The 13246-nt window shown below is 59.1% G+C and carries 12 protein-coding genes and 2 pseudogenes; 8 read left to right on the forward strand and 6 right to left on the reverse strand.

Annotation, left to right across the window (positions count from 1 at the left end; all coding sequences use genetic code 11):
* Positions 1–73: 73 nt before the first annotated feature.
* Positions 74–1102, forward strand: a pseudogene (locus QJT82_RS43800) (IS701 family transposase); the annotation flags it as partial.
* Here the strand turns inward: QJT82_RS43800 and QJT82_RS45700 are convergent.
* Positions 1082–1291: pseudogene (locus QJT82_RS45700) on the reverse strand (hypothetical protein); the annotation flags it as partial. The pseudogenes QJT82_RS43800 and QJT82_RS45700 overlap by 21 nt on opposite strands.
* A gap of 39 nt (positions 1292–1330) precedes the next feature.
* Positions 1331–1612: a hypothetical protein gene (locus QJT82_RS43805; RefSeq protein WP_125459430.1), complete on the reverse strand. Its 282-nt coding sequence runs from the start codon at positions 1610–1612 to the stop codon at positions 1331–1333.
* Positions 1613–2220: 608 nt separating this feature from the next.
* Between QJT82_RS43805 and QJT82_RS43810 the strand changes: the two genes are divergently transcribed.
* The 4 genes from QJT82_RS43810 (at position 2221) to QJT82_RS43825 (ending at position 3906) form a co-directional block, all read left to right on the forward strand.
* Entirely contained in the window at positions 2221–2652 is a 432-nt protein-coding gene (locus QJT82_RS43810) for a hypothetical protein (RefSeq protein WP_038388707.1), read from the forward strand.
* A gap of 112 nt (positions 2653–2764) precedes the next feature.
* The gene (locus QJT82_RS43815) at positions 2765–2974 is read left to right on the forward strand and encodes a hypothetical protein (RefSeq protein WP_125459354.1); all 210 of its coding nucleotides are present in this window, start codon (positions 2765–2767) and stop codon (positions 2972–2974) included.
* An 84-nt stretch (positions 2975–3058) separates the two neighbouring features.
* On the forward strand, positions 3059–3502 hold the full coding sequence (locus QJT82_RS43820; protein WP_016842686.1) for a hypothetical protein: 444 nt from the start codon (positions 3059–3061) through the stop codon (positions 3500–3502).
* Positions 3499–3906, forward strand: a complete 408-nt coding sequence (locus tag QJT82_RS43825; RefSeq protein WP_016842687.1) for a hypothetical protein — start codon at positions 3499–3501, stop codon at positions 3904–3906. Before QJT82_RS43820 ends, QJT82_RS43825 begins: the two co-directional genes overlap by 4 nt.
* A gap of 121 nt (positions 3907–4027) precedes the next feature.
* Here QJT82_RS43825 and QJT82_RS43830 read toward each other — a convergent pair whose 3' ends face one another.
* Positions 4028–4174: a hypothetical protein gene (locus QJT82_RS43830; RefSeq protein ID WP_162136704.1), complete on the reverse strand. Its 147-nt coding sequence runs from the start codon at positions 4172–4174 to the stop codon at positions 4028–4030.
* Between the two features lie 643 nt (positions 4175–4817).
* On the opposite strand from QJT82_RS43830, the gene QJT82_RS43835 reads away from it, so the two are divergent.
* Positions 4818–5126 (forward strand): hypothetical protein, encoded by a 309-nt coding sequence (locus QJT82_RS43835; protein WP_125459353.1) that lies wholly within the window; start codon positions 4818–4820, stop codon positions 5124–5126.
* Positions 5127–5269: 143 nt separating this feature from the next.
* On the opposite strand, the gene QJT82_RS43840 is transcribed toward QJT82_RS43835, so the two are convergent.
* The 3 genes from QJT82_RS43840 to QJT82_RS43850 are packed head-to-tail and all read right to left on the reverse strand — an operon-like array spanning position 5270 to position 7992.
* Positions 5270–6484 carry an MFS transporter gene (locus QJT82_RS43840; RefSeq protein WP_016842689.1) on the reverse strand — a complete coding sequence of 405 codons (1215 nt, stop codon included), beginning with the start codon at positions 6482–6484 and terminating at the stop codon, positions 5270–5272.
* A gap of 9 nt (positions 6485–6493) precedes the next feature.
* Entirely contained in the window at positions 6494–7351 is an 858-nt protein-coding gene (locus QJT82_RS43845) for an NAD(P)-dependent oxidoreductase (protein WP_038388704.1), read from the reverse strand.
* A gap of 56 nt (positions 7352–7407) precedes the next feature.
* Complete coding sequence (locus QJT82_RS43850; protein WP_016842691.1) at positions 7408–7992, reverse strand: TetR/AcrR family transcriptional regulator; 585 nt, start codon at positions 7990–7992, stop codon at positions 7408–7410.
* Between the two features lie 285 nt (positions 7993–8277).
* Here QJT82_RS43850 and QJT82_RS43855 point away from each other — a divergent pair, with 285 nt between their 5' ends.
* Both QJT82_RS43855 and QJT82_RS43860 read left to right on the forward strand, forming a co-directional pair.
* Positions 8278–9030 carry an arylmalonate decarboxylase gene (locus QJT82_RS43855; RefSeq protein ID WP_038374961.1) on the forward strand — a complete coding sequence of 251 codons (753 nt, stop codon included), beginning with the start codon at positions 8278–8280 and terminating at the stop codon, positions 9028–9030.
* A 144-nt stretch (positions 9031–9174) separates the two neighbouring features.
* The gene (locus QJT82_RS43860) at positions 9175–13056 is read left to right on the forward strand and encodes an amino acid adenylation domain-containing protein (RefSeq protein ID WP_080583637.1); all 3882 of its coding nucleotides are present in this window, start codon (positions 9175–9177) and stop codon (positions 13054–13056) included.
* The last annotated feature ends 190 nt before the right edge of the window (positions 13057–13246 follow it).

A 13246-nucleotide genomic window follows, 5' to 3' on the forward strand; every position in this document is an offset into this window, starting at 1 on the left:
CGCGCGGCAGCCTAACTCTGGCAAAAGCTCCACTTATCGACGCGGACTTGCTGTTCAGACAACCGGAGCCACCTCAGTGTCACGATCGATTGCCAACCACCACGCCAGCCTGCCTGTCACCTATCGCCTTTATCTTCCGAAGGAATGGACTGAGGACCGCGATCGGCGGCGCAAGGTTGGCATTCCTGCCGAAGTCGACTTTCTGACCAAGCCGGAGAAGGCGCTGGAGCAGTTGCGGTGGGCCTGTACGAGCGGCCTTCCGCGCGGTGTCGTGCTGATGGACGCGGGCTATGGCAACAACGGCGACCTGCGCACGGAGATCACGGCGCTGGGATTGACCTATGTGGCGGGTCTTCTGTCGAGCACAACGGTATGGGCGCCCGGCACCGGTCCCTGCCGCCGAAGCCATGGTCGGGCCGCGGCCGTCCACCGAAACTGTTGCGCCGCAACCGTCAGCATCAGCCGGCCGCCGTCAAGGCGCTCGCGATCGGCCTGCCAGCCAAAGCTTGGCGCACCATCACGTGGCGGCAAGGAACGAACGAAAAGCTGACCTCGCGCTTTGCCCGCGTGCGGGTCCGTGCCGGCGCATCGTGATTATTGGCAAACCACCCCGCGATTGGAGGAATGGTAGCTGATTGAATGGCCGAAAGGCGAGAACCAGCCTACCAAATACTGGCTCGCGACATTGCCGGAGGATGTGGCATTCCGAACTCTCGTCGAGAGGGCTAAATTGCGCTGGCGCATCGAACGCGACTATCAGGACCTCAAGCAGGAAGTTGGGCTCGGACACTTCGAGGGACGCGGCTGGCGCGGCTTTCATCATCACGCAACGATCTGCATTGCGGCCTACGGATTCCTGATCTCCGAGCGGGAGACGTTTCCCCCCTCAGGCGCTCGGCGCGCCCAGCCGATCCCGCTCGCTCGCGTTCCCGCAGATTACAGACCCCGCGGATCTGCCGCTGCGGACCCAACGTCACATTCCAAAATCGATCGCGACGATGCGACGACGGCTCGAACATGGGCTCGTCCGAACGCTGTCGAGATGGCCTTGTTGTGCGATCAAGTTCGACCACTACACAGATCATCGTTTGTGACGCAGTAAGACTAGTAGGCTGTTGCAGAACTCAGCCGCGTCGCAAACGAAGACTGAATCGTCGCCATTGTTTAGTGACCGACGAGTCTGCCCGCGGCACCGATCATAGCCATCCGCGACCGCGGGCGGGGTCATTCTCGTCGTGCCCTTCCATGAGAACTCCGCGCAGGCCGAATTGTCTCGCGCGCCTTAGCGGACACCGCGCCGGATTGCCAATGGACCGCGAATTAAGCTCCATTAAGTTTGATTAGGGAACGCGATGACTTGACAAGGAGCGATCGTGTCGTCCCACAGAGAATAAATCCCGCCTTTCACCATGCCGAGATCATCCAGTTGCTGTAGACTGAGTTCAGAAAAGGCCACCCCGCCGATACCGGCCCCCGATGAGAATCGGGCGGCGCCGACATCCAGTGAAGCCTTGATGGCTTCGGTGACCTTAGCCACCGCAACCACGTACGTTACGTGCCGAAGTTGGCCTCTTTCTATGTTGCCAATTGAAACCATCCAACCTGCTGCCATGTGTGCAATCCGATATTGAGACTGCCCCAGCTTACTCTGGGCCACTCAGCGCAAAGCGCACCTACCAATAGTGGGAGGCTGAAGGGCTCGCAGTCTCAAGAGGAGAGGCAGATTTGACGAGCGAGAAGCGGATCAGCGTTGAACGGCTGGTGATCCTGACGCGTCTCCGTCGGGTGCAGGGCGTGGCGTAGGGCACGACTTCACCGGAGCTAGATTAGCTGATCCCACATCGATCCCGCACGATATAAGCCCATCAAAGCCGCGCAGCACTACCCAGCCGGTCTCGACGCGCGCCAAAGCCATTCTGATGGAGCTGACTGAACGCTGGGCAGATGGTTCCGTGGGCTGGACCCCTTGCGTAGCGATCTCACGTCACGCTCGCGCGGAGAATGGCTCAGTCACGGTCAGAGTAGGGATGCACGTTGTCACCGCAATGCTGTCCGCTCGGGCTTCTAATGGCGGGACGTCCGGCAAGAAGGTCGGCTCTTCCTTCCAGCCCGTGGGTCAAAGCCGCGCATGGCGGTCAAGCCGGACCGACGTCCGCTCTTTCTCGATGAGTTGACCTACCGTCAAGTTTAACTGCCAAGCCGTTTGGAAGGAACGGGCTCTTGTCCATTAACCGTTCGTCATTCCTGTCGCCCCTGATCGGCGAGCCGTGGGCCTGGCAATCTCGCAACTGCTGGGATTTCGCCTGTCATGTGCAGCGCGAGCTGTTCGGCCGGGAGTTGCCACAAATCGCGGTGCTGGCCGCTTTCAGCCGGCGCTGGGTGCTCGAGGAGATTGCCGGCCATCCGGAGCGCGCGCGGGGGCGCCAGATGCCGGACGGGCCGGGCGGCCTGGTGACGGCCGCCGACGGCGCGCTGGTCCTGATGGCCCATGCACGGTTTCCCGCGCATATCGGCGTCTGGCTGCGTCAGGAGGGCCGGGTGATCAACTGCGACGGCAAGACAGGCGTCGCCTGCGAGACCGTCCTGGCGCTGCGCCAGGAGGGCTGGAAAAGCCTTATGTTCTTTGAGCCGGTGACATGCACGGATCTGTGAAGCGATTGCCGAAGCCCACCGGCGAACTCGCCGGAGCGTCCGCGAGCTCGTCGCGAGCGGCGCGGCGACGCCGCGCATCAGCCGGTGGCCCTTGCCGGTCTGGTACGGCCGCGTGAAAGACTGTCCGGATTTCGCCGCGACGCCCTGGGGCGAGTTCGTCGCCAACGATCAATACCTCAATGTCCTGCTGTCGGCGACCATGGGCAGCATGCAATACGAGACCGTCTATATCGACGATACCGTGTTCTGGGATCAGACCAACGGGATCGCGGCGGCGTTCACGGATGCGCAGATCGCCTTTTATGGCCCGGTGATCCGGTGACGCTGTTTCCGACCAACGTCGACCAATCCGCCGAGGTCAGCGGTCGACAGCTGCCATCGGGGACCGGCACGTCAGGCGGCCAGTTTGACGCAAAACGGCAACCCGGCGGGGACGCTGGCGCAATCCCTGGCCCTCGATTTCGTGTTTGCGGTCGGCTGCTATACAGTGAACGGCAAGGATGGCTCGATCGGCTTTTCCAATGTCGGCCTGACGGCGGAATATGCGACCTGCGACAACGCTGGCGCGCAGACCGGGCCGTTCACCACGCTGTTTTCAATCGTGCGGCAGTATGCCTCGCAGGCGCCGGTCCGCGACAGCGTCAAAGTCGACGTCGCGCCTGGCCGCTACCTCGTCCGCTTTCGCCGCGAGGACGCCGAGCTTGCTGGGACCGGCGGCAGCAACTCGGTGCTCTCGGCGGGCCTCCGGTCGTTTCTGCAGGGGAACAATTCGTTTGCGGACGTCTCGACGATCGCGATCCGGCCGGATCTGGCCTGTCGATCGGCAAGGTCGATTTCAATGCCATCGTGAGCCATGCCGCCGGCTGCGATGCGCGCGGCGACACGTTCGATTATCGCTTTACGACGGCCGTCGCCGTGCCGGATGCGCTGAACAAGATCCTGGCGCCGTCTCGCGCGCAGCATTTCTGGCTCGGCGACACCGTCTCGATCGATGCGCGACGAGTGGCGCGACGTGCCGACCATACTGCTGATCGATCGCGAGATCGAGCGGGATTCGATGCAGGTCAGTTTGACCATGCTCGGCGCGCTGTCGTGGTCGAGTATGTCGACGAGAGCACATGGCGGCCGGCACAAGTGCAGTATCCGCCGGACAGCGACACGGTCAAGTCGGTCAACGCCGAGGCGAAGCGCGTCGACGGCATCGTCAACCGGGACCAGGCGTTCCGGGAATGCGCGTTCTATTACCAGCAGTAGATCTATCGGCGCGAGAATGTCGCGCTCGGCTCGCACTGTCGTCAGGGTGCAATCGGACCTGGGAAAACATTACGCCGGTGCGGTCTGGGATAGCGGACCGTTCTAATCCACTTGCGGAAACTCAACGGGACAATTCTTTGGCCCAGTGCTGTGCGGACGCGGCGTCGACGATTGGCATGCCGTTCTCGACGCCGCCAGCCTGGCGGCTGCCGAGGCCGCGCAGGAGACCGCGCTGCCGGCCGTCCTGGTGCGCGAGGATGGCGCGCAAGATCCGTCCGCAATTGCAGGCCCAATTCGCGATAGATGCGCCGCGTCTTGTTTTGCCCATGACGCCAACAGCGACTGGGTCAAGCAGGGCTTGCCTTATCTCGGCCACGGCTCTCAGTGCCCCGTCTGTCAGCAGGAGGTCAAGATCGAACTTGCGGCGCAGCCCAGACCATGTACAGAGCGCAGTCATAAAGATCGCTCAAAAGCGATCCTCCGCAAATTGTCGTTTCAGCATCCGGGAGGACGAGTTCAACAGGATGGACAAATCCCACGCTCGGAGCATGGTACTACTTTGACGTGCCAAAGGACGCCGAACTGCTGTGGGAAGGCGAAAACCTGGCTCGTGTTTGGTCGGAATGAACGCGGCGGGCCGCACGGAAAAGCACTTCACCGGCTTGTCTCAAGTCTGAAGGCGCAATTCCGCGGCGCAATCCGGGCCGGTACCCACAGTGCTGCTGAAATCCTTTGCAGCCGCGGGCCCATCTATACATGAAGCTCTCGATGAAGGATGCCGACGCGGCTGCATTATACCCACAAGAGGTCAACAACGCATTTCTTCTCGAGCTCTTTATGGCGGCCCGCTCGAAGGCGCGATGCCGTCGGGCCCCCTATGGATAAAAAGTCACATCCAAGGATTGTGCGCGATGCGCCACGGAATGGCCTTCTCGAACGGGCTGGCGTTTTCGGAAGCATTGCCGCGCAACAGCGAAAGCCGCGCGCTCGCGATCGCGCTGCGCATGATCAAGAAACACGATCAGCACATCGAATCGATGACCTCCTTCGGACGGGTGCCAGTGCGGCGATGGCACGATCTATCGCACGGCCGGTTCCGTCCTCTCCGGAAGCCAATAAATCAGCTTGATGTGATTGCGGAATGGTGCGGTCGCGCACAAGATGACGAAGGTCACTGGCACCGCCCGGAGCACTTCGCAAAAATCGGCGGATCATGGTAGGGCGCGGAGCGCTCCGCTCGACGGTTACCGGTTCGACACATCTATTTTATCCATACCGAGGCGCGGCCGCGGCTCGTGACGAAAGAAATGCCCAATTCGGAAAGGACGGCGTTGGGTGCCAACAGGAAGTGCGCCCGCTCATATCATGCGGGCCGAGGTCCTGAGCTGAAGCCGCAGCGCTTGGCTTGCCACGTCGCGATAACGGCGATCAGGATCAGCGGCACCAGCACGTAGGGTAAGCGGCCAACTCCGACCTCGTCGATCACGAGGCCGCCAATCAGGCCGCCGCCCGCCACCGCAAGATTAAAGATGGTGACAAAGATCGATTGCGCGACGTCGGCGTGCTCACCAGCCGCATCCGCGATCGCTGTCTGCAGTAACGTCGGCGCGCCGCCAAACGTGCTACCCCATGCCGCCACGCCGACCAGCAGAAGGGTTGGCGACCCATGTGGGATCGCAAGCAGGATAGCTGCGGCGGCGAAGACAGTCAGGCTGAGGAGTGTGACGCCTCGCAAATGGCGGTCCACCAGCAATCCAGTTCCCCAGATCCCAACTACGGACGCGGCGCCGAAGACCAATAGGATAATGTCGATTCTCAAGCCGGTTCCCGTCCCGCTGAGATATGGCGCAATGTAAGTGTACAAAACGTTATGAGCCAGAATCCATGCGAACAGCACGAGAAGCACTGGCCGGACGCCGGGAAGCAGGAGGACCATTCCGACCGGCAGGCGCTTGTCCGGCGCTTGCCCGGGGAAGTCTGGCACGGTAAGCCGCACCCAAATCAGCAGCAGCAACGCGATGAGCGACATGATCCAGAACACTGCTCGCCAGTCAGATATATCGCCGAGCCACGCACCGAACGGTACGCCTAGCGACAGCGCGACGGGCTGCCCAACGCCGACAATCGCCAACGCTCGGCCTTGCAGATGCGGCGGCGCCAAGCGCCGGGCATAGCCGGCAACCAGCCCCCAAACGACACCTGCCGACATGCCTGCGACAAACCGCGCCAGGAGCGTCAGACCGTAATTGCCGGAGACGGCGGTCAATGTGTTGAAAGTTAAGAAGCCCGCGACCGTGAACAGGAACAGCGGACGGCGGTTCCAGTTTCGCGTCGCCGTAACAACGGGAATGGCTGCGACCACCGAACCGAGGGCGTAAATCGTTACAGTCTGCCCCGCTATGGCTTCAGACACATCGAGACTGGAGCTGATCTGCGGCAAGAGCCCGGCCGGCATGTTCTCAGTCATAATCGCCAGAAATCCAGCCACGGTGAAGGCCAGCAGTTGGCCGACGGGCAGGTGATCCGGGGTTCCTCGGGCTTGTTCAAGGCGGTCTATTGCGCTTTCGGACACAGTCATCGGATTCCCTCAGGCGAGAAAGGTGGCGGCAATGTCCTTACCGCCGTATCCTGCGTCGGCCGTGCGCTCGAATCGAGCGAGTCCCGCCTTAGCGACATCCGCGCACACGCCGGTCGCTGCGATTGCGTCTACGACGAGCCGCGCGTCCTTCACCCCGTTGTCGACCGAGAAACTGGTCTTGAAATCCCCCTTGAGCATCGCCGTGCCTTTGGTCTGGAAGTAGCCGCTGTCGAGCGGACCGCCTGAAATAGTCTCGAGCACAAGTGCCGGATCCACACCAAGCGTTTTAGCGATCAAGAGCGCCTCGGCGGTGCCATTTGTGAGCGCAAAAACGAAGGAATTGAGTGCAAGCTTGAGCCGACTGCTCGCGCCTGGTTCATTCGCCACCCACACCGTGCGTTGCCCGATGGCGTCGAAAACGGATTGAACCACATCGCGCCCCTTGTTGGGGCCGGAGGCAAGAATGACCAGCTTGCCCTGCTCCGCGGGCTGGCGTGTACCTTGAACCGGCGCGTCAAAGAAAATTATACCGTTCTTGCGCGCGAAGGTCGCCAGCGCGTCGACCGTTTCGATACCGACGGTGCCGAGCTGAAGCCAGATCACTTCTCTGCGCAGGGCGGGCAGCGCCGCCTTCATTGCTTCGTCAACAGCCGGACCATCCTTCAGCACAGTGATGACCATGTCGGCTTCAGTGACCGCATCGACGACTTCAGCAACGGGCTCGACGTCATCCACAGCGAGGGCTTGCGCCTTTTCTGAAGTGCGGTTCCACGCCCGAACCTTAAAACCCTTAACCGCCAGATTGCGCGCGACAGCTGCTCCGATAATACCTGTGCCGAGTACGGCTATCGACTGACTGTATCGCATTAGATACTCCACATTTCTGGAATCATCGTCCCCGTGCGAACTAAGAAAGAAGCCAGCTATTTCAGCGAGGCAAGCGTCTGGTCGATGATGGCGGTCAGAAGCGCCCGGTCACGAACAGGAGTTGTCTGGCCCAGAACGCGGAGTCCTTGCACTGCGTTGAACAAAAACAACCCCAGCTTTTTGGGATTCGCTCGGGCTGGAATTTCCCCGGCGACCTGCGCGCGTCGAACCGTCTCCTCGATAGCGTGCCTGAGAATGGCAAAGTTCTCACGCACAAGCTGGGAAATCCTACCATCCCGACCAGCAACCTCTATCGCGCTGTTGGTCGCGAGACAGCCGCGCCTTCTGGACGCCTTTAGATCATCGTCGACCATGTCCTGCATCAACTTCCGTAACCGCTTAACAGGCGAACCCGGCGCGCGGAGTTGAGCGGCATGTGCTTGAGCGCGGGAACGGTACCGGAGCAACGCCTGCTCTAACAGACCATGCTTATTGACATACGCGGCGTAGAGGCTGCCGCGGCCTAGACCTGTGGCGTCAACGAGCGCCTGCGCCGAGGTACCTCTGTAGCCGTTGGACCAAAAGGTCTCCATCACCGCCTCCAGCACGCGGTCTTCGTCGAACTCTCTCGGGCGAGCCAAGCGTCACTCCATTTATGGAATGATCATACCATAAGCTTACTTGGCAAATTGTCAATGAGGTGTCCATCGCTGAAACGCTTTTCGGTTGACCTTAACAGGCCTCGCAAGGACGATCATTGCAACCGGACGCCGCATTCAAATTCGCGTGCACACCTCAACGTTGCGTTGACTAATGGAATGAGCGTTTCATAATCGATTTATTCATGATCGAAACGGAAATCGTTTGGCAGTTGAACCAACCCCGATAGACCCGGGATGGTGAAATCCGGATTCAGGAGAAACTCAATGAGCAGTTTCCTCGGAAAGCGGTTGCGCATTGGTATCGCGATTCCATCGACCAATACCTCAACGCAACCCGAGATGGATGAAATGCGGCCGCTCGACGTGACGAATCATATCGCAAGAATCGTCACCGAAGACAGTTCGTTGGCGCATAAGGAAGGAGTGCTCAAAGTCATCGAGGATCTAAGGCGCGCCACTCCCGATGCAGTTCGGGCATTGCGCCACTGCAATCTTGGAGCAATCATCGTGGCGTTATCGCCCGACGGGTCTTGGAGGGGGCACCACGCGCATGAGGCCCTGCGCCAGGAACTGCATGGGATCAGTGGTGGTGTTAGGACTATTATGAGTGCAGACGCCATTCTCGCCGCGCTACAAACTCTCGGGAACATCCGCCGGATCGGCTTGATTTCACCTTATCTCGAACCAAGCCACGAAAGTGTTTCGCGGTTTTTCACGGACAACGGGATCGACGTCGTCGCTGCCTACGGGTTGGGTGGACGCACTTTGTCGAATATCTCGGATGTCACGTTTGCCGATCTACGCGACGCAACGGTCGCCGTGAATCATCCTGAAGCGGAAGCAATCGTCCAAGTTGGCACAAATGTGCCCATGGCGGAATTCGCGCACATGGCAGAGATTTGGATCGGAAAACCGATTCTGTCCAACAACGCGGTGCTCTACTGGCACGCACTCCGCTCCAGTGGGATTTTCGACCCGATTCCGAGGCGTGGGCTGCTTTGCGCAGACGGCTGCTAATCCGCCCCAATGCAAACCAACGTCAGGCTAACGTCAAGGCCGCGCCGCAGCATCCGAAGCTAACCCTGTTGGCTACCAAACTGACTGCGTCGCCATGGCTGTTATGGAACGCAGCGCCCCGAATCCCGTTCCAGGAGTTTTGATATGTCCAAAAACCTTGTTTCCTGTTTGGCCCCGCCAGATGTCAAGATGGCGTGCATACCCGCTCAGAAAGAACACCCACCAACCACGCTGGTCGAGATGCTGCTTTCGCAGGAACGGCAGAGAAGCGAGGAGTTTGCGGTGTGCGATGACACCCAGTCTCTACGCTTTCGTGATCTCATCGCCCGCGCCAAACGACTGGGATCGGTTCTCAACCGAACCGGGGTGGGACCAGGCGCTCATGTCGGACTTTTCGCCGAATCATCGACGGAAATGATGATCGGCCTCTGGGGCATTCTGTTCTCGGGTGCCGCTTATCTACCACTCGGGACCGATTATCCCGCTGGCCGGCTCGCATTTATGATCCGCGACGCCGGGCTCGAGGCGATCGTCACTCAGGCGAGGTTGAGTAACCAGCTTTCTGAGATGATACCACGTGGGATCGGCTTGGTCATTCTCGACAGTTTGCATGACATTAATGATAGTGATGCCGACGACTTCCAAAGGCCGCAACCAGTGGGTTCGGATCCGGCTTATTTGATCTACACTTCCGGTACAACCGGCGCTCCGAAGGCGGTCAGCATCGCAGAACTGGCCATCGCGAATCAGCTTTTTTGGCTTGAGAGCGAGCATGGTTTGCGCGCCGGAGAAATCGTCCTTCATAAGACGCCAGCAAGCTTCGATGCAGCACAATGGGAATTACTCGCCGTTTGCTGCGGCGCATCCGTCGTGATGGGTCCGCCAGGTATTTATCGCAATCCCTCTGCGATCGTCGAACAGATCCGTCGACATCGCGTCACCAAACTGCAAGGCGTCCCTACGCTGCTGCAAGCCTTGGTCGACACGCCCGAGTTCGAGCAATGTACAACCCTTGACACTATCTTCAGCGGTGGCGAGGCGCTCACCCGCAAGCTCACTGCCCGGATTTTCGAGGCGCTCCCCGGTTGCCGCCTTGTCAATCTCTACGGTCCCACCGAATGCACTATCAACGCCACATTTTATACGGTCGATGCAAACATGCTCGAAGGCGCGCCAGATATGATTCCAATCGGCCGCCCCGTTGCCAACACTGCTTGCTACGTCCTGAGCGAGGAATTACGGGAGCTGAGGGATGGAGAAGTCGGTGAACTGTATATTGGCGGAAAACAACTGGCGAAAGGATATCACAATCGAGAGGAGCTTAACTCTGAGCGGTTTATCTATTGGATCGACCCTTCAACCAGTGTTCCGATGCGGCTATACAAGACAGGCGACCTCGTGCTCCGAAGCCAGGACGGCGTCCTGCATTTTCAGGGGCGAGCCGACAATCAGGTGAAGCTTCGTGGTTACCGCATCGAACTCGACGAGATTAGGGGGGCGATCGAGAACCATGATTGGGTGAAATCCGCCGGTGTTTTTGTCAAACCGCACCCACGCACTGGTCAGCCTATGCTGGCCGCTGGCATCCAGCTGAATCCGCGCGAAGCGCAGTTGATGGATCAAGGCATTGCCGGTGCTCACCATCTAAGCAAGAAGAGCCGCCTCCAGGTACGCGCGCAACTTTCAGATAGAGGCTTCCGCAGCGCAGCCGAACTCGAGCGGCGCTTGGCGATCGAGCTTCCAGGCTCCCAAGCCACATCGGCTCAGCGGGCATTGGCCTTTGGTCGCAAGACTTATCGCTTTTTCGAAGGCGGCACCGTCACGCTGAACGATCTGCTGACCTTCCTCGCAGTGCCACAACAGCCGGGAGCCGAAACCGATGGGCTCGCATCGTTGAACCTTGAGAAGCTCGGCCGCCTGATGCGCTACCTTGGTCCGTTTTCGAGCGCCGAGCGCCTACTGCCCAAATATGCGTACGCGTCCCCAGGAGCACTTTACGCGACGCAAGTCTACCTTGAGCTTTCGGGCACGGCTGGACTAGAATCCGGGTATTATTATTACCATCCCTTGCGGCACGAGCTCGTCCAAACCGGCTTCAGGAGGAGGTCAGGCTGGCCCTTGATGAGATTGCATTTCGTTGGAAAAACTTCAGCTATCGAGCCCATATACAGGAACAATATTCGCGAGGTTTTGGAGCTTGAGACCGGCCATATTCTAGGGCTACTGGACATTATCCTGCCTTGCTTTGGACTCGGGCTCGGTATCGGACATTTCGAGCCGGACGCCATGCTCTCGCTCTCCTGTGACGAGAGGCACATCTATCTCGCCACTTATGACATCATCTCCCGCGAAGATCGAGAGGTGGAACTCCCCCTCGACATCTATCTGCAAAGTCATGGCGATCGCGTCGACGGGCTTTCGCAAGGACACTACGTCTATCGGGCTGGGGCTCTCGTGGCAATATCGCATCATATCCTTGAACAACGCCATATCATCGCTATCAATCAGCGTGCATATCAGCGGGCGACTGGAATGGTCTCTTTGGTCAGCCGGGATGCCCGCAAATGGCACGCTTATATTGATATGGGTCGGATGATGCAGCGGCTGCAACACAACGAGCAGCGCATCGGCCTGATGTCTTCGGGATATAGTTCAAAGTCTGGCAACGATCTCACCTCAGCGCTCCGGCTTCGAGCCATCTTGTCGGAATGTGGATTGACGGCGGATGCCTGCTACACAGCCGTGTTCGGGAGGATCAGCGAAGCCCAACGCGTGCATGAGGGCATGCACGAGGATGCCCCTCATATGGAAGGTCCAGCCGAGCTGATCCGCAACGATCTTCGGGCAGTGCTGCCCGACTATATGGTTCCGAGCAAGATAGCGCTGATCGAGGAAATGCCGTGTAGCGCTTCGGGCAAAATTGATGTCAATGTTTTGAAATCACATCCCGCGTTCGAGGATAGCGACTCGAACCGGGAGATGGTTGCGCCCCGCAATGAGACCGAAGCCCAGCTGGCACTTATCTGGCGAGAAGAGTTCGGCGTCGAAGAGCCTTCGGTGTTCGACGATTTTTTCGAGGCCGGCGGCGATTCTCTGCAAGCGGTGCAGTTGGTGCTCAACATCAACAAGAAGCTTCATGTGAACTTGCCTGTACAGGTGCTTTTTGAGGCTCCGACCATCGCGGACCTCGCCCGCCGGCTGGAGGCTGGCAAGGTCTCCTATCAGAGTTCGCGTGCAGTTATGCTGAGGAAAGGAAATGGTGCAACGATCTTCTGCTGGCCCGGACTTGGTGGTTATCCAATGAGCCTCCGCCATCTAGCTGCCGCCCTCGTGACGTCTCGTGCTTTCATTGGGATCCAAGCGTCTGGATTGAATGATGGCGAGCATATTTGCCGTTCCATTGAAGAGATGTCGGTGCGAGATGCCCAGATGATCAGGCAGATCCAGCCAGGAGGCCCATATACACTTTGGGGCTATTCTTTCGGCGCTCGCGTCGCGTACGAAACGGCGTGGCATTTCGAAAAGTCCGGAGAGAAGGTGGCTGAACTGATACTTATAGCCCCTGGTTCGCCTCAAGTACCCGGCGGCGACCCAGTCCCAGCAGAGCCTGCAGCCCTATTTCGCGATCCTTCATTCCTTACCATACTCTATTCGGTTTTCGCGCAAACGATCTCGCCGCATCGTGTTGCTCCCCTAATCGAAGCAGTCCGGAATGAACGCGCTTTTGTAACCTTCATTGCAGCCGAGAAACCCGAACTCGATGTTAACGTTATCGGCCGCATCACCCAACTCGTGGCTGAAACCTACACGCCGGGTTACAGGTCGCAAATGGAGCAGCACGAATTGTCAGCGCCTGTACGCTTGTTCAAAGCGCGAGGCGATAACCCTTCGTTCCTCGAAACGCTAACAAGGGCAGTTAAGCATCCGGCAACGATCATCCCACTCGCAGCTGATCATTACGATCTGCTCAAGCCTGGCCGAGTAGAGGAACTCGTGCATGCCATTCATCGTCAGGCGCCAACATGACAATCCGCCTTTCAGAGTCAGTGCTGATCGAAGAGGTTTGAACCGCCGCCAGTTTTGACATGCGGGTGAGCGGCGCAAACAGGAGCTGATGGGACGTCATCACTCAGGCTGACGTGTCCGTCGTCAGATAATTTGAGACTGATCAGGCTTTTCGCGAAGAGAGGCTCTGGCTCATCTGGGTTAGAGTTTA

This window comes from Bradyrhizobium sp. Mp19 (assembly GCF_029952935.1).
Lineage (GTDB): Bacteria > Pseudomonadota > Alphaproteobacteria > Rhizobiales > Xanthobacteraceae > Bradyrhizobium > Bradyrhizobium elkanii.